Here is a 15,825-nt window from a genome sequence, read left to right on the forward strand (position 1 = left end):
CCGGCCACCACGACGCAGTTCGCCGACCACTCCGGCGGCAGGCCGTGCACCTCGTTGAGCGTCGCGGTGTCGGCGTGGTCGGGGTCGATCTCGGCCACCGCGACCTGGCCGGCCACCCGCTCGTCGCCGGCGGCCCACGCCCGCAGTGCCGCGGCCACCGGCGCGGCGAGCAGGTCGGGGTGCTCCAGCGCGGGCGCCCAGGGCAGGTCGCCGAGGGCGGGCAGCCCGGGCGCCGCCGTCCCGCTCACCGCTGGTACGTCGCCGTGAGCGTGGCGCGCGCGAGCGTGTGGAAGAAGACGTTGAACGCGGCGTGCACGTTGGTGTTCTCGGTGCTGAGGCCCAGGGACGCCACGTCGAGGGCGTGCACCGCGAAGACGTACCGGTGGGCGTGGTCGCCGGGCGGCGGGCCCGCGCCCTCGAAGCCGACCTGGCCGCCGTCGCTCAGCAGCTGGAACGCGCCGGCGGGCAGGCCCGTGCCGTCGGCCCGGCCCGCGTCGCGCGCCAGCGAGGTGACCTCGGCGGGGACGTCGAGCAGGTGCCAGTGCCAGTAGCCGGACGGCGTCGGCGCGTCCGGGTCGAAACAGCTCACGACGAACGACCGGGTCTCGTCGGGGAACCCGGACCACGTGAGCGCGGGGGAGGAGTTGCCGCCGTCGACGGCGTGGTCGCGGGCGATCGGGGCGCCCTCGGCGATGTCGGGGCTGGTGAGCGAGAAGGTCGCGGGGACCGGGAGCAGCGAGTACGGGTCCGGCGGGAGCGGGCGGTCGAAGTCCATGCGGCCATGGTGCCCGACGCGCCCCGGAGGCCGCCAAGGCGCCGCGCCGTGATACGGTGCGAACCGACCGGCCGGTATGTCATGTGCGGCCGGTCGCACGCACGGACCGCGGACGGACACGGAGGGTCGATGGTGCACAGGTTCGAGGGCAGGGTCGCCCTGATCACGGGCAGCAGCCGGGGGATCGGGCTGGCCGTGGCCCGGCGGCTCGTCGACGAGGGGGCGTCCGTCGTCCTGACGGGCCGCAAGGCCGGGGCGCTCGACGAGGCGGTCGCCGACCTCGGCCCGGACCGCGCGTCCGCCGTCGCCGGCAAGGTCGACGACCCCGGGCACCGCGCCGCGGTCCTCGAGCACGTCGCCGAGCGGCACGGCCGGCTCGACCACCTGGTCAACAACGCCGGCATCAACCCCGCGTGGGGGCCCGCGCTGGACGTCGACCCCGGCCTGGTGCGCAAGATCCTCGACGTCAACGTGGTCGCCGCGCTCGAGTGGACGCGCGACGCCGTCGCGGCCGGGCTGGCCCGGTCGATCGTCAACACCGCGTCGATCGCCGGCACGGCCGCGAGCCCGAACATCGCCCTGTACGGGGTGTCGAAGGCCGCGCTCGTCAACCTCACCGAGCAGCTCGCCGTGGAGCTCGCGCCGCGGCTGCGCGTCAACGCGGTGGCGCCCGCCGTCGTGAAGACGCACCTGTCGCGCGCGCTCTACGAGGGCAGGGAGGCGGAGGTGGTCGCGCGGTACCCGCTCGGGCGCCTCGGGGCGCCGGACGACGTGGCGGGCCCGGTCGCGTTCCTGCTCTCGGACGACGCGGCCTGGGTGACGGGGCAGACGCTCCGGATCGACGGCGGCGCGAGCATCGGTCCGGTGGGGTGAATCATGGGCACCATGAAGAGCACCCACGTCGCCGACCGGGTCACCGCGGCCGCCCTGGACCTGTTCGCCACCCAGGGGTACGCCACGACCAGCGTGCAGCAGATCGTCGAGGCAGCGGGCGTCACCAAGGGCGCCATGTACCACTACTTCCAGTCCAAGGACGACCTGCTGTTCGCCATCTACGACCGCATGCTGGCGCTGCAGAAGGCGCACCTGGACGAGATCGTCGCCGCCGGCGGGGCGGCGGAGGACGTCGTGCGGGCGGTGTGCGTCGACGTCGTCGAGACGTCGATCGACTTCCTGCCCGAGGGCACCGTCTTCTTCCGCAGCATGCACATGCTCGCCGAGCCGCGGCTCAAGGAGGTCACGCAACGGCGGCGCGAGTACCACGACGAGTTCGCCGCGCTGCTGCGGCGCGGGCAGGACGAGGGCGTGTTCCGCAGCGACGTGCCGCGCTCGGTGCTCGTCGCGCACTTCTTCAGCGACGTGCACTACCTGTCGCACTGGTACTCGCCCGAGGGGCCCGAGACCAAGACCGAGGTGGCCCAGCAGCTCACCGAGCTGTTCCTGCGCGGCATCCGCACCGCCACCGCCGGCACCGACTGACGCCGACCGCCCACCCGACGAGAGCGACCGAGAGCGACGATGACGACGCTGCCCAGCCCCGCGACGGCGACCGGACCCACGACCATGCGCGCCTGGCGGGTGACCCGCACCGGCGAGCCCGTGGACGTGCTGCGCCTCGACCGCGTCCCGGTGCTGCAGCCGGGGCCGGGCGAGGTGGGTGTGCGGGTGCGCGCGGTCGCCGTGAACTTCCCCGACGTCCTGCTCGCGCGAGGCGAGTACCAGGTGCGCCCTGAGCCGCCGTTCGTCCCGGGCATCGAGCTCTGCGGCGACGTCGTCGCGCTCGGGCCGGGCGTGCCGGCGGGCGAGCGCGGGATCGAGCCCGGGGTGCGGGTCGTCGGCTCGGCCATCGGCGTGCTGTCCGAGCACGCGGTGCTGCCGGCCGCCGCGGTCCGCCCCGCCCCGGAGGCGCTGGACGACGCGCAGTCCGCGGCCCTGACCATCGCCTACCAGACGGCGTGGTTCGGGCTGCACCGGCGGGCCAGGCTGCGGGCGGGCGAGACCCTGCTGGTGCACGCCGCCGCGGGCGGGGTCGGGACGGCCGCGTGCCAGCTCGGCGCCGCCGCGGGCGCCCGCGTGATCGGCGTCGTGGGCAGCGAGGCCAAGGCCGGCGTCGCCCGCGCCGCGGGCGCCGAGCAGGTGATCGTGCGCGACGCCGACGGCGGCAACCTCGCCGCGCGGGTCAAGGAGCTGACCGCGGGTACCGGGGCCGACGTGGTCTTCGACCCCGTCGGCGGCTCGTCGTTCGAGCAGTCGACGCGGTGCATCGCGTTCGAGGGCCGGATCGTCGTCGTGGGCTTCGCGAGCGGCGACGTCCCGCCGGTGCGTGCCAACCACGCCCTGGTGAAGAACTACTCGGTGCTCGGCTTGCACTGGGCGCTGTACCAGCAGCGGCGGCCCGGCCTGGTGGACGCCGCGCACGCCGAGCTGTCGCGGCTCGCGGACGCCGGCGCCGTGCGGCCCGTGGTGGCCGAGGTCGTGGGCTTCGAGGATGCACCCGGCGCCGTGCAGCGGCTCGCGGGCGGCACGACGACCGGCCGTCTCGTGATCCGCGTCGCCGACGGAGTCGACGCGTGACCCGCCGGTTGGACGACCGTGTCGTGATCGTGACGGGCGGCGCCCGCGGCCTCGGGGCGGCGTACGTGCGCGGTCTGCACGGAGCCGGTGCGCGCGTCGTCGTCGCCGACCTGCTCGAGGACGAGGGCAGGGTGCTGGCTTCCGAGCTCGGCGAGCGCGCCCGGTTCGAGCCGCTGGACGTCACGGACGACGCGGCCTGGGCGCGCGTCGTGGCCGCCACGGTCCAGGCATGGGGCGGGGTGGACGTCCTCGTCAACAACGCGGGCATCGCCAACGCCGGCCCGCTCGAGCACTACACGCGGGCCAAGTGGGACGCGGTGATCGCGGTGAACCTCACCGGGACGTTCCTCGGGTGCCAGGCGGTGGTGCCGGTCATGCGCGACGCCGGGGGCGGGTCGATCGTCAACATCTCGTCGGTCGAGGGGCTGCGCGGCAGCGAGGGGCTGCACGGGTACGTCGCCGCGAAGTTCGGCGTGCGCGGGCTGACGAAGTCCATCGCGGTCGAGCTGGGCCGGGCCGGCATCCGCGCGAACTCCGTGCATCCGGGCTGGGTCGACACCGCGATGACGACGCGGATCGACCCCTCCCGCCTGCCGATCCCCCTCGGGCGGGGTGGCAGGCCGGACGACCTCGTCGGCGCGGTGGTCTTCCTCGCGAGCGACGACTCGGCGTACATGACGGGCGCCGAGATCGTCGTCGACGGCGGCATGACCGCCGGCGTCGGGCACCGCTGAGGTTCGAACGTCCCACACGCCGGCGTACCGGGCTGGTGACCGGGCTGGCGACCGGGCGGCGGCACCGCGCCGATCACGAGACTGCAACGTTCTTAAGAATGTCGCAATGTGCATACCGGCCAGTCGGTTTTTCGGCTAGGGTGTGACGCACCCGACACGAAGAGGTGCCGATGTCCCGCCCGACCCGCCCGTCGCCCCGCCCGGATCCCGGCGCCGTCCCCGCGCCCGCCCCTCGGCTCGAGGTGGCCGGCCTCACCGTCTCCTTCGGCGGCCTGACGGCCCTCGACGGCGTCGACCTCACCGTGGGCGACGCCGAGACCGTCGCCCTCATCGGGCCGAACGGGGCGGGCAAGACCACCGTCTTCAACGCCGTGTGCGGGCTGGTCCGCCCGACGTCCGGCAGCGTCCGGATCGGCGGGGCCGGCGCCCCAGCCTCGGCCACGGGCCTGCTCGGCCGGGGCGTCGCCCGCACCCTGCAGGGGCTCGGCCTGTTCGACGGGATGACGGTGCTCGAGAACGTCCTGGTCCCGGCCACCGCCGCGCGCGTGGGCCCGCGGCGGGGCGCCCGCGGGGGCGCGGCGCCGAGCGAGCCGAGGGCCGCGGCGGACGCGGTGCTGGAGCGGCTCGGCCTGCTGGACGTCGCGGGCACGCCGGTCGAGGCGCTGCCCTATCCCGACCGCAAGCGGGTCGCGCTGGCCCGCGCGCTCGTCACCCGCCCGCGGTTGCTGCTCCTCGACGAGCCCGCCGGCGGGCTGGGCGCCGAGGACATCGCCGCGCTCGCGGGCACCGTCCGCGACGTCGTCGCCGGCGGCTGCTCCGTGCTGCTCGTGGAGCACCACGTGGACTTCGTCATGGACGTGGCGGACCGGGTCGTCGTGCTCGACTTCGGCCGCGTCGTCGCGAGCGGCACCCCCGACCAGGTGCGCGCCGACCCCGCCGTCGAGGCCGCCTACCTCGGGCTGGTGGCGGCGTGAGGGCCGCGACCGGACGCACGTCCGCCGGCGCCGGGTCCGCGTTCGTGCCGGCACCTGGCACCGCGCCGTCGTCCGCCCCGGGACCGGCGACGGCGCCCGCGCTCGAGGTCGAGGGGCTCACGGTCGGCTACACCGGGGCCCCGGTGATCGACGGGCTCTCGCTCGCCGTGCGCCCCGGCGAGGTCGTCGCGCTGCTCGGCGCCAACGGCGCGGGCAAGACCACGCTGCTGCGCACGCTCTCCGGGCTCGTGGCCCCGCGGGCCGGGCGGGTGCTGCTCGACGGCGACGACCTGGCGACCGCGAGCGTGGAGGACCGCGTGCGGCGCGGGCTGGCGCAGGTGCCCGAGGGGCGCAGCGTCGTGTCCGAGCTGACGGTCGAGGAGAACCTGCAGCTGGGCGCCCTGTGGCGCCATCCGGGGCGGGCGGAGCGGCGCGCCGCCGTCGCGCGCGGCTACGAGCTCTTCGAGCCGCTGGCGCGGCGCCGCACGAGCCTCGGCCACCAGCTCTCCGGCGGCGAGCGGCAGATGCTCGCCCTCGCCCGCGCGCTGGTCGCCGCCCCACGCGTGCTGCTGCTCGACGAGCCCTCGCTCGGGCTCGCGCCGCGGGTCGTCGCGCAGCTCATGGGTGTGCTGCGCGACGCGGCGCAGCGGACCGGGCTCACCGTGCTGCTCGCCGAGCAGAACGTCACCAGCGCGCTGTCGATCGCGGACCGGGGCGTCGTCCTGAGCCTGGGCGAGGTCGTCGCGGACGCGCCCGCCGCCCACCTCGCCGCCGACCCTGCCCTGCGACACGCCTACCTGGGATTCTGAGAGGTACCGATGGACCGGCTCGTCCTGCTCGTCTCCACCGGCGTCGCGCGCGGCCTCGTGATCGCGCTCTTCGCCCTGTCCCTCGTCATCATCTGGCGCGCCGCCCGGATCGTGAACTTCGCGCAGGCCGCGATGGCGGTCATGGCGGTGTACGTCGCGTTCGCCATCGAGGCGGCCACCGGCTCGTACCTCCTCGCGCTGCTGGCCGCGCTCGTCACCGGGGCGCTCCTCGGGGTCGCCGTCGAGCGCGGCCTCATGCGGCACGTCGCCGGGCGCACGCCGATGCCCGGGATGATCGTGGCGATCGGGCTGGTCATGGTGCTGCAGTCCCTGTTGGGCATCCTGTTCGGCGCGAAGCACCGCCCGATGACGCCAGTGCTCTCCGAGTCGCCGCTGTACGTCGGCGGCGTGCCGGTGCTCTCCCGCTACGACCTGTTCGTGCTCGTCGTGGCGCTGGTGGTGGTCGTCGGGCTCGGGCTCCTGTTCAACCGGTCCACGCTCGGCCTGCAGCTGCGGGCCTCGGCGGTCGCCCCGGAGGTCTCGCGCCTGCTGGGCGTCCGCGTCCCGCGCATGGTGACGATCGGCTGGATGCTCTCGTCCGCGGTGGCGGCGCTCGCGGTGCTGCTGCTGGTGCCCACCGAGCTCGGTCTGAACGCGCACTCCGGGGACGTGCTGTTCGTGCACGCGTTCACCGTCGCGGTGCTCGGCGGCCTCGACTCGCCCGCCGGGGCGCTGCTCGGGGGCGTCGTCGTCGGCGTCCTCGTCAGCCTCGTCACCGGGTACGCGTCGGCGGGCCTGGCGCCGCTGGCGGTGCTCGCCCTGCTCACCACCGTCCTGCTCGTCCGCCCGGGCGGCATCTTCGCGGCGAAGGAGGCCCGGACGGCATGACCGGCATCGACACCAGAACCCGCTCGATCGTCCTGCGCGCCGCGGGCCTCACCGCCCTGGCCCTCGCCGCCACGTTCGCCCTCGACCCGTTCCGCAACTACCAGCTCGCCGTGATCGCGGCCACGTTCTGCGCGACGGCGGGGCTGACGTTGCTCGTCGGCCTCACCGGGCAGCTCTCGCTGGGGCACGCCGTGCTCATGGCCGCCGGCGGCTACGGGTACGCCCTCGTGGCGGGTCCGGCGGCTGAGGCCGGGCTCCCCGGCGCGGCCCGGTTCGCCCTCGGACTTCTCGGTGCGGTGGTCATCTCGGGGGCGGTCGGGGGACTGCTCGGCCTCGCCGGCGCCCGGCTGCGCGGCCCGTACCTCGCCGGGCTCACGCTGGCGCTGGTCATCGCGCTGCCAGCCCTGGCGACCCAGGTCCCGGGTCTGGGCAAGGACCAGGGCCTCGGCGTGCCGTTCGAGGGCGTGCCGGGCCTGCTGGCGGGCGTCATGGTCGTCGAGCAGTGGCACGCCTGGATCGCGATCGTCGTGGCGGCCGTCGCCGTCACCCCGCTCGTCGTGCTGCGCTCCGGCCGCGCCGGGCTGCGCATGCGCGCGGTGCACGGGGACGAGGTCGCGGCGCGGCTCGCCGGGGTGTCGCCGGCCCGCGTCAAGGTCGGGGCCTTCGTCGTCAGCTCGGTGGCGGCGGGCCTCGGCGGGGCGGTCCTGGCCGTCGTGACGCAGAACGTCGGCCCCGGCCGCTACTCGCTCGCGTTCTCCCTGCTGCTCCTGGTCGCCGTCGTGGTCGGCGGGCTCGGGAGCGTCGGGGGAGCGGCGGTCGGTGCCGCGCTCGTCGTCCTGCTGCCCTGGTTCGTCGACACCCTCGCGTCGGGCCTGCCCGCCGACCTCGAGCAGCGGTTGTCCGGGAACCTCGCCGTCGCCGTCTTCGGCGCGCTGCTCATCGCCGTGACCGTCGCGTGGCCGGGCGGTCTCGCCACGGCCACCGCCGGACTGCGCGGTCGTGCCGGCCGCCGCCTGTCCCGCACGCCCCCTGCGGGCGGCGTGCCGTCCGGCCTGCCTCCCTCCGAACCCCGACCCGACCCGCGACCGATCACAGAGAGGTGACTCCGATGCGGAATCACACCCCCACCCCCGCCGCGCGCTCCCGCGCGACGCGCGCCTCCGCCGCGGCCTGCGCCGTCGGCGTCGGCCTCACCGCCGCCGCGTGCAGCAGCCCTGCCGCCGCGAGCCCCGGCATCGACGACGAGACCGTGAAGGTCGGGTCGCACCAGCCCCTGACCGGCCCGGCGGCCGCCGGGTTCTCGTCGATCTCGGCCGCGACGTCGGCGTACTTCGAGTACGTCAACGCGAACGGCGGTATCCACGGGCGGACCATCGAGTACGTCGTCAAGGACGACGGCTACAACCCGGCGAACACGCAGACCGTGGTGCGCGAGCTCGTCCAGGAGGACGAGGTCTTCGCCATCCTGGGCGGCCTTGGCACGCCCACCCACTCGTCGGTGCTGGACTACCTCGACCAGAACGGCGTGCCCGACCTGTTCGTCGCCTCCGGCAGTACCACCTGGAACCAGCCCGAGGAGTACCCGAGCACCTTCGGGTTCAACGCGGACTACGTCGTCGAGGGCGCGGCCCTGGCGCAGTACGCCGCCGACGAGAACCCCGGCGCCGTCGTCTGCGTGCTCGGCCAGGACGACGACTTCGGCGAGACCTTCCTCGAGGGCGTCGAGCTTGCCCTCGGGGCGGAAGGCGTGGCGACGTACCAGACGTACTCGACGTCCAACGAGGACGTCACCGCCCAGATCGGCGCGATGAAGGAGGCCGGCTGCGAGATCAACCTGCTGGCCACCATCAACGGCTTCACGGCGATGGCGCTCGGCACCGCCGCGCAGATGGGCTGGTTCCCGCAGTGGTACTCCTCGTCGTCGGGCGGCGACTACCCGACGCTCGTCGGGTTCCTGGGCGAGGACGTCGGCTCGCAGCTGCTGGAGGGCTTCGTGAGCGCCAACTACCTGCCCAACAGCCCGGGCGGGGACTGGTACGAGCTGTTCCAGCAGATCAACGACGAGTACAACGACGGCGCCCCGTTCGACGGCAACACGGTCTACGGCATGAGCGTCGGCTACCTGTTCGCGGAGGCGCTCGCCCAGGCGGGCGAGGACCCGACGCGCGAGTCCCTGGTCGAGGCGGTGGAGTCCGGCGAGCTGGTCGGCAACGGCATCCTGCCGCTGACCTTCGGCGCCGACGACCACGCCGCCTACGACGGCGTCGGCATCGCCGTCGTCACGAAGGGCGTGCAGGACTTCGTGGGCGCCACGTACCGGGTCGACGGCGAGACGGTCTCCGCGGCAGACGCCGAGCCCGTGCCGCTGGAGAACGACGGCATCCCCACCCCGTGACGAACCGCCGGTCGAGCCTGTCGAGACCCGGGTCTCGACAGGCTCGACCGGCGGTGGGAGGTGATCAGGGGACGGGGGCGAACCGGTCCTGCAGCGACCGCTTGAGGATCTTGCCGCTCGGCCCGACCGGCAGCCGGTCCACGACGTGCACGACGCGCGGGTACTTGAACGCCGCGACCCGCTCGCGCACGTACTCCCGCAGCGCGTCGCCGTCGACGGTACGACCGTCCCGGGCGACCACGGCGGCGTGGATCTCCTGGCCGTGCACGGCGTCGTCGAGCCCGAACACGGCGGCCATCGCGACGTCGGGGTGGTCGACCAGCACGGACTCCACCTCCGTCGGGTACACGTTGTAGCCGTTGCGGATGATCATGTCCTTCTTGCGGTCGACGATCGTGATGATCCCCTCGGCGTCGACGGTGCCGAGGTCGCCGGTGCGGAACCAGCCGTCGCTGACGACGCCGGCCGACGCGTCCGGCCGGCCCAGGTAGCCCTTCATGAGGTTGTGGCCGCGCACCACGATCTCGCCGAGCGCGCCGGGCTCGGCCAGCAGCTCGACGCGACGCTCCTCGAGCGGGTCGGCGACGGCGACGTCGACGCCCCACATCGACCGGCCCACGGTGCCCGGGCGGATCGGCTCCCCGACGACGTTGAACGACACCGAGGGTGACGTCTCGGTGAGCCCGTAGCCCTCGTGCACCTCGGCGCCGTAGGCCTCCGAGAAGGCCTCGAGCACCGCCGTCGGCAGGGCCGCGCCGCCGGAGACGGCGTACCGCAGGGGCGGGCGGGCCGCGCTGCGCCCGGCGGCCTCGATCATGCCGACGAACATCGTCGGCACCGCGGTGAACACCGTGGCGCCGTGCGCCTCGAGCAGCCCGAGCGCCGCGTCCGGGTCGAACTGGGGCAGCAGGATGATCGACGCGCCGACCCGGAACGCGATGTTCATGACGGCCATCTGCCCGAAGGCGTGGAACAGCGGCAGCCCGCCGAACACGACGTCGTCCGGCTTGAGGTCGAAGGAGTCGATGAGGGAGCAGTGCACCTGTTCGACGGCGGCCAGGTGCGAGCCCACGGCGCCCTTGGGCGTGCCCGTGGTGCCGCTGGTGTACAGGATCGTCGCCGCGTCGGTCGGGTGCACCGCCACGTGCCGCGCCAGGGGCTCGGCGGCGGCGGCCTCGTCCTCCAGCCGGGGCAGGTCGGGCCCGCCGGCGTCCACCGGCGGGGCCAGGACCGTGACCAGCGGGACGCCGGCCGCCCGGGCCGCGGGCAGCGCCTCGCCGAGCAGCGGGGCCGCGACCACGACGAGATCCGCGCCGCTGTCGCGCAGCACGAACTCGATCTCGCGCGCCTTGAACAGCAGGTGCACGGGCACGACGACGGCGCCGAGCGCCTGCGCCGCGTAGAACGCCCGGGGGAAGTCGGGGACGTTGGGCACGACGATCGCGACCCGGTCGCCGCGGCCGATGCCGCGGGCCGCCATCGCGCCGGCGTAGGCGCGGGCCTGGTCCCACAGCTCGCCGTACCGGGTGGTGGCGCCCATGAAGTGCAGGGCGGGGCGCTCGGGGGAGCGCGTCGCCGTCTCGGCCAGGATGCTGGCCAGGGACAGGGTCCCGAAGCCGGGGCCGTCGACGGCCTCGTCGGGGGTGTGCGTCATGTCCGGTCCTCTCGTCGTCGTCCATCGTGGACTCGTGTCGGGTGCCCCTGAGCCGGCCGGTTCAGGGGCGGAGCTCGGCCCTGCCGAGAGCGCTCAGGTGCACCTCGTCCGGGCCGTCGGCGAGCCGCAGCGCCCGCGCCCCGGCGAACATCTCGGCCAGCGGCTGGTCGCCCGACAGCCCGGCGGCGCCGAAGAGCTGCATGACCCGGTCGAGGATGGCCTGCACCGCGCGCGGGACGGCGATCTTGATCGCCTGGATCTCGGTCATCGCCTGCCTGTTGCCGACGGTGTCCATGAGCCAGGCGGTCTTGAGCACGAGCAGCCGCAGCGCCTCGACCTCGATCCGCGCGTTCGCGACCCACTCGCGGACCACGCCCTGCTCGGCGAGCGGGCGGCCGAACGCCACGCGGGTGCGGGCGCGCTCGCCGGCGAGCGCCAGGGCGCGCTCGGCCGTGCCGAGGGCGCGCATGCAGTGGTGGATGCGCCCCGGGCCGAGGCGGGCCTGGGCGATGGCGAAACCGTCGCCCTCGCCGCCCAGCAGAGCCGACGCCGGGACGCGGACGTCGTCGAACACGATCTCGGCGTGCCCGCCGTGGTCGCGGTCGTCGTAGCCGAAGACCGACAGCGGCCGCACCACCGTGACGCCCGGGGTGTCGCGACCGACGAGCACCATGGACTGCTGGCGGTGCCGCGGCGCGTCGGGGTCGGTCTTGCCCATGACGACGAGCAGCGCGGCGTCGGGGCTCATCGCGCCCGTGGACCACCACTTGCGGCCGGAGATCACCAGGTCGTCGCCGTCGCGGCGGATCCGGGTGCCGATCTGCGTGGCGTCCGACGAGGCGACGTCGGGCTCGGTCATGCAGAACGCGGAGCGGATGCGTGCGTCGAGCAGCGGGTCGAGCCAGCGCTCGCGCTGCTCGGGCGTGCCGAAGTGCGCGAGCAGCTCCATGTTGCCGGTGTCCGGGGCCGCGCAGTTGAGCGCGACCGGCGCGAGGCGCGGGCTCCAGCCCGTGAGCTCGGCCAGCGGCGCGTACTGGAGGTTGGTCAGGCCGGCGCCGTGCTCCCCGGGCAGGAAGAGGTTCCACAGACCCTCGGCGCGGGCAGCGGCGCGGAGCTCGTGGACGACGGGCCGGAACGACCACTGGTCCGGCGTGGCGGCGAGCTGGGCGTCGAGGACGGGCTCGGCGGGCAGCACCCGCTCGTGCAGGAACGTCCTGACCTGGTCGGTGAGCTGGGCACTGCGTCGGTCGGGGGCGAAGTCCATGTCAGGCCACCGTCCCGGTCGTGGACCTGGTCGCGGTGGCGCGGGTCAGGCCGTCGGCTGCGAGCGGCTCGACGAGCTCGCCGATGACCTCGAAGCCGTCGCCGACGGTCTCGCCCGCGCGGTAGCGGACATGGATCCCCTCGAGGATCACGGCGAGCTTGTAGGCGGCGAAGGCGCGGTACCAGCCGAGGTCCGGCAGGACGGCGCCCGACCGGGCGGCGTAGGCGTCGGCGAGCTCGTCGAACTCGGGGTAGCCGGCGCCGGGGACGACCGCGCTCGTCGCGCCGTGCCCGTCGGTGACGGCGTTGATGTCCCAGTACAGGCCGAGCATGCCGAGGTCGACCAGCGGGTCGCCGAGGGTGGCCATCTCCCAGTCGAGGACGGCGGCGACGTGCGGGGCGTGGGGCGGTCCGGCGACGATGGCGTTGTCGAGGCGGTAGTCGCCGTGCACGACGGCGCTCCTGTCGTTCCCGGCGGGGAGCCGGGTGGCGAGCGCGTCCTGCAGGGCGTCGAGGGCCGGGATCTCGCGCGAGCGGGAGGCGTCGTACTGGCGCCTCCACGTGGTGAGCTGGCGCTCGAGGTACCCGGCGGGGCGGCCGAAGTCGGCGAGCCCGACCGCGGCCGGGTCGACGGCGTGCAGGTCGGCGAGCGTGCCGGCGAGCTCGAGGCCGAGGGCGTGCAACCCCGCGGGGGCGTAGGCGGCGTTCTGCCCGGGCCGGGCGAGCACGGTGCCGTCCACTCGTTCCATGACGAAGAAGGCGGTGCCGGTCACGTCGCGGGCCGCGGTGTCGTCGACGAGGTCGATCGTCCGTGGGACGGGGACGGCGCTGCCCGCGAGCGAGGAGATCACCCGGTGCTCACGGCCCATGTCGTGGGCGCTGGACAGCACGTGACCCAGCGGCGGGCGGCGCAGCACGAGGGGGAGGCGGGCGCCGTCGACCCGGTAGGTGAGGTTGCTCCGGCCGCCCGCGATCACGCTCGCGGACAGCTCGCCGTCCGCGAGGTCGGGGTGGGCGCCCGCCAGCCAGCGGGTCAGGCCGGCGCAGTCCAGGCCGGGCACGTCGGTCATCGTCGACCTGCTTTCCGTCGTCTTCGTCGTCGGGACCCGGCGAGCATACCGCGCGGTCGGTATGGTGGCGAGCACGCCGTCTCCCGAGCTCCGTGCCGGTCGCCGCTCGCGCGGTTCAGTCGGAGTGCTGCGGTACGACGACCAGCTGCGCGACGGCGGCGCGGAGCTGCTCAGGCACCGGCACCGGGCGCCGCGTCGTGGCGTCGACGAACACGTGCGTGAACCGGCCGACGGCGATCGGCGCGGCGCCGTCGTCCCTGCCGTCGTCCACGTCGTCGCCCGCTGCGCTTCCGCCGTCGGGGGCCCGCAGGATGTGCAGGTCCCAGGTGAGGCTGGTCCGCCCGACCTTCCCGACGCCGATCGCGACCTCGAGCCCCTCGGGGTACGACGCGGACGCGCGGAACTCGCACGACGACGCGACGCACAGCCCGATGACGTCGCCCGCGGGGTCGAGCCCGCCGCGAGCGATCATCCAGGCGTTGACGGCCGTGTCCATCGCCTCGTAGTAGACGGTGCTGTTGACGTGGCCGTACTGGTCGTTGTCGTTCCAGCGCAGCGGGAACGGGTGGCGGACGCGGGGCATCGGGTCTCCTTCGGCTCGGCGCCGGGCCGGCTCGGGCTGGCTGGCGCGTCAGGCGACGCGCAGCAGGTGGCGGAACGCGGTGCGGGCGCCGTCGGGGCTCGGCTCCTCGCCGGCGATGAGGTCGGCGTAGGTGAACGACTCCGAGACGCGCACGAGCAGGTAGGCGAGCGTCGGCGGGTCGATGGCGCCGCCGAACGGGTCGTCGCCGAGGTGCGTGCGCACGAGCCACTCGGCCGTAGCGGTGTAGCGCCGCTGGATCGGGCCGGCCTTGGTGGTCAGCAGGCGCAGGGCGCGGGCCGGCTCGCGGCGCAGGAAGTCGCGGAAGTAGCCGGCCGCGATGAGGTCGGTGGCGAAGTGGGTGAGCAGGGCGGCGACGCGCTCCGCGCCCCTCGCGTGCTCGGCGGCGCGGTCCGCCTGGACCAGCGTCGGGACGGCGAGCGACCAGAGCACCTCGGTCAGGAGCGCGTCGCGGTTGCCGACCCAGCGGAACACCGACGTCCGGTCGACGCCCAGGCTCGCCGCCAGCGGGCCCATGTCGATCCGGTTCCCGGCGACGAACGCCTCGCGGGCGAGGTCGAACGCCCGGCGCGCGTCGGCGTGGGCGCCGGGCGCGAGGCGGGCGGACAGGGCCGTGGGGGCGGCGTCGAGCCCGACGCTCGCGATCGGGCTCACGGCGCTCGGCGCGGTCGTCGTGTCGGTGCGGTCGGCGGTGTCCGGCATGGCCGCAGCCTAGTGCGGCGCGACGACCGTTGTGCAACATCTTGGAAAATGATGCACCGTGGTGCACACTGACGGAGTTCGACGACGATCGGAGCAACGATGACGTTCACCTCCCCGGCCGCGACCGCGGCCCCGACTCCCACCGCGCCGGCCCCGGCCCCGACTCCCGCCGCGGCGCCCGACCTCGCGGCCCCGCCCCGCCTGGACGCCGACTTCTACGGCTTCCAGGACGTGCTCACCCCGCGCGAGCAGCGGGCGGCGCTGGCGGTCCGCGAGTTCATGGAGCGCGAGGTGCGCCCCCTCGCCGACGACTACTGGGAGCGGGCCGAGTGCCCGGTGCACCTGTTCAAGCCGTTCGCCGAGCTCGGCACCGTCGGCGCGGCCTGGTCCGAGACGGCCGGGTTCGAGACCTCCGCGGTGTTCCGCGGCTGGGTCGGCATGGAGCTGGCCCGCGTGGACTCCTCGTTCTGCACGTTCATCGGCGTCTCCAGCGGCCTGGCGATGAGCTCGATAGGCCTGGGTGGCTCGCCAGAACAGCGTGCACAGTGGCTCCCGCCGATGGCGCGCGGCGACCTCATCGGCGCCTTCGGGCTGACCGAGCCGCTGTCCGGCTCCGACACCGCCAAGGGGCTGCGCACCACCGCGACCCGCCACGGCGACACCTGGGTGCTGAACGGCGCCAAGCGCTGGATCGGCAACGCCACGTTCGCCGACGTCGTCGTGATCTGGGCCAAGGACACCGCCGACGACCAGGTCAAGGGCTTCCTCGTCCGCAAGGGGGCGCCGGGGTTCACGGCCACCAAGATCGAGCGCAAGCAGTCGCTGCGGATCGTCCAGAACGCGGACATCGTGCTCGACGGCGTCGAGGTCGCCGAGGCCGACCGGCTGCAGGGGATCGACAGCTTCAAGGACGTCGCCAAGGTGCTGCGCGTGACCCGCGACGGCGTGGCGTGGCAGTCGCTCGGCACCATGATCGGCGCCTACGAGGCCGCCGTCGCGTACACGAAGGAGCGCGAGCAGTTCGGCAACCCGATCGCCAGCTACCAGCTCGTCCAGGACAAGCTCGCGACCGCGCTCGCCAACGTCACCGCGAGCCTCGCCGTCTGCGTGCGCGTGTCGCAGCTGCAGGACGCCGGCACCCAGCGCGACGCGCACGCGGCGATGGCCAAGTCGTTCGTCACCACCCGGATGCGCGAGACCGTCGCGCTGTGCCGCGAGGTGTGCGGCGGCAACGGCATCACGCTCGACGCCGGCGTCGCGCGCTACTTCGCCGACGCCGAGGCCGTGTACACGTTCGAGGGCACCCGCGACATGAACAACCTCATCGTCGGGCGCGAGATCACCGGTCACGCCGCGTTCGTCTGAACCGTGCCCTGACCACCGAGA

16 protein-coding genes and 1 pseudogene are annotated in these 15,825 nt (G+C 74.6%); 10 read left to right on the top strand and 7 right to left on the bottom strand.

Annotated features, from left to right (window positions below; all coding sequences use genetic code 11):
* Both ABD254_RS16025 and ABD254_RS16030 read right to left on the bottom strand, forming a co-directional pair.
* Window positions 1-248 (bottom strand): annotated as a pseudogene (locus ABD254_RS16025) (YbaK/EbsC family protein); the annotation flags it as partial.
* Window positions 245-775, bottom strand: coding sequence for a YbhB/YbcL family Raf kinase inhibitor-like protein (locus tag ABD254_RS16030; protein WP_344249564.1), 531 nt, complete (start codon window positions 773-775; stop codon window positions 245-247). The gene ABD254_RS16030 and the pseudogene ABD254_RS16025, both read right to left, overlap by 4 nt.
* A gap of 129 nt (window positions 776-904) precedes the next feature.
* Between ABD254_RS16030 and ABD254_RS16035 the strand changes: the two genes are divergently transcribed.
* From ABD254_RS16035 to ABD254_RS16075, 9 genes are all read left to right on the top strand, one after another.
* The gene (locus ABD254_RS16035; RefSeq protein WP_344249565.1) at window positions 905-1,648 is read left to right on the top strand and encodes an SDR family oxidoreductase; all 744 of its coding nucleotides are present in this window, start codon (window positions 905-907) and stop codon (window positions 1,646-1,648) included.
* 12 nt (window positions 1,649-1,660) lie between these two features.
* Window positions 1,661-2,254, top strand: coding sequence for a TetR/AcrR family transcriptional regulator (locus ABD254_RS16040; RefSeq protein ID WP_344249567.1), 594 nt, complete (start codon window positions 1,661-1,663; stop codon window positions 2,252-2,254).
* Between the two features lie 39 nt (window positions 2,255-2,293).
* Entirely contained in the window at window positions 2,294-3,349 is a 1,056-nt protein-coding gene (locus ABD254_RS16045) for an NADPH:quinone oxidoreductase family protein (protein ID WP_344249568.1), read from the top strand.
* Window positions 3,346-4,083, top strand: a complete 738-nt coding sequence (locus ABD254_RS16050; protein WP_344249569.1) for a glucose 1-dehydrogenase — start codon at window positions 3,346-3,348, stop codon at window positions 4,081-4,083. The genes ABD254_RS16045 and ABD254_RS16050 overlap by 4 nt, the downstream gene beginning before the upstream one ends.
* 170 nt (window positions 4,084-4,253) lie before the next feature.
* Complete coding sequence (locus ABD254_RS16055) at window positions 4,254-5,057, top strand: ABC transporter ATP-binding protein (protein ID WP_344249570.1); 804 nt, start codon at window positions 4,254-4,256, stop codon at window positions 5,055-5,057.
* Window positions 5,054-5,866: an ABC transporter ATP-binding protein gene (locus ABD254_RS16060; protein WP_344249572.1), complete on the top strand. Its 813-nt coding sequence runs from the start codon at window positions 5,054-5,056 to the stop codon at window positions 5,864-5,866. The genes ABD254_RS16055 and ABD254_RS16060 overlap by 4 nt, the downstream gene beginning before the upstream one ends.
* Before the next feature lie 9 nt (window positions 5,867-5,875).
* On the top strand, window positions 5,876-6,754 hold the full coding sequence (locus ABD254_RS16065; RefSeq protein ID WP_344249573.1) for an ABC transporter permease subunit: 879 nt from the start codon (window positions 5,876-5,878) through the stop codon (window positions 6,752-6,754).
* Window positions 6,751-7,857 (top strand): branched-chain amino acid ABC transporter permease, encoded by a 1,107-nt coding sequence (locus ABD254_RS16070; RefSeq protein ID WP_344249575.1) that lies wholly within the window; start codon window positions 6,751-6,753, stop codon window positions 7,855-7,857. Before ABD254_RS16065 ends, ABD254_RS16070 begins: the two co-directional genes overlap by 4 nt.
* 5 nt (window positions 7,858-7,862) lie before the next feature.
* Window positions 7,863-9,149 carry an ABC transporter substrate-binding protein gene (locus ABD254_RS16075; RefSeq protein ID WP_344249577.1) on the top strand — a complete coding sequence of 429 codons (1,287 nt, stop codon included), beginning with the start codon at window positions 7,863-7,865 and terminating at the stop codon, window positions 9,147-9,149.
* A 64-nt stretch (window positions 9,150-9,213) separates the two neighbouring features.
* Here ABD254_RS16075 and ABD254_RS16080 read toward each other — a convergent pair whose 3' ends face one another.
* From ABD254_RS16080 to ABD254_RS16100, 5 genes are all read right to left on the bottom strand, one after another.
* Complete coding sequence (locus ABD254_RS16080; protein ID WP_344249579.1) at window positions 9,214-10,803, bottom strand: AMP-binding protein; 1,590 nt, start codon at window positions 10,801-10,803, stop codon at window positions 9,214-9,216.
* Between the two features lie 61 nt (window positions 10,804-10,864).
* Window positions 10,865-12,067: an acyl-CoA dehydrogenase family protein gene (locus ABD254_RS16085; protein WP_344249580.1), complete on the bottom strand. Its 1,203-nt coding sequence runs from the start codon at window positions 12,065-12,067 to the stop codon at window positions 10,865-10,867.
* Window position 12,068: 1 nt separating this feature from the next.
* Complete coding sequence (locus tag ABD254_RS16090) at window positions 12,069-13,136, bottom strand: phosphotransferase family protein (protein ID WP_344249581.1); 1,068 nt, start codon at window positions 13,134-13,136, stop codon at window positions 12,069-12,071.
* A 115-nt stretch (window positions 13,137-13,251) separates the two neighbouring features.
* The gene (locus tag ABD254_RS16095; RefSeq protein ID WP_344249582.1) at window positions 13,252-13,719 is read right to left on the bottom strand and encodes an acyl-CoA thioesterase; all 468 of its coding nucleotides are present in this window, start codon (window positions 13,717-13,719) and stop codon (window positions 13,252-13,254) included.
* Window positions 13,720-13,767: 48 nt separating this feature from the next.
* Window positions 13,768-14,439, bottom strand: a complete 672-nt coding sequence (locus ABD254_RS16100; RefSeq protein WP_344249583.1) for a QsdR family transcriptional regulator — start codon at window positions 14,437-14,439, stop codon at window positions 13,768-13,770.
* 99 nt (window positions 14,440-14,538) lie between these two features.
* Here ABD254_RS16100 and ABD254_RS16105 point away from each other — a divergent pair, with 99 nt between their 5' ends.
* Window positions 14,539-15,804, top strand: coding sequence for an acyl-CoA dehydrogenase family protein (locus ABD254_RS16105; protein ID WP_344249584.1), 1,266 nt, complete (start codon window positions 14,539-14,541; stop codon window positions 15,802-15,804).
* Window positions 15,805-15,825 lie beyond the last annotated feature (21 nt).

Source organism: Isoptericola hypogeus (assembly GCF_039531145.1).
GTDB lineage: Bacteria > Actinomycetota > Actinomycetes > Actinomycetales > Cellulomonadaceae > Isoptericola > Isoptericola hypogeus.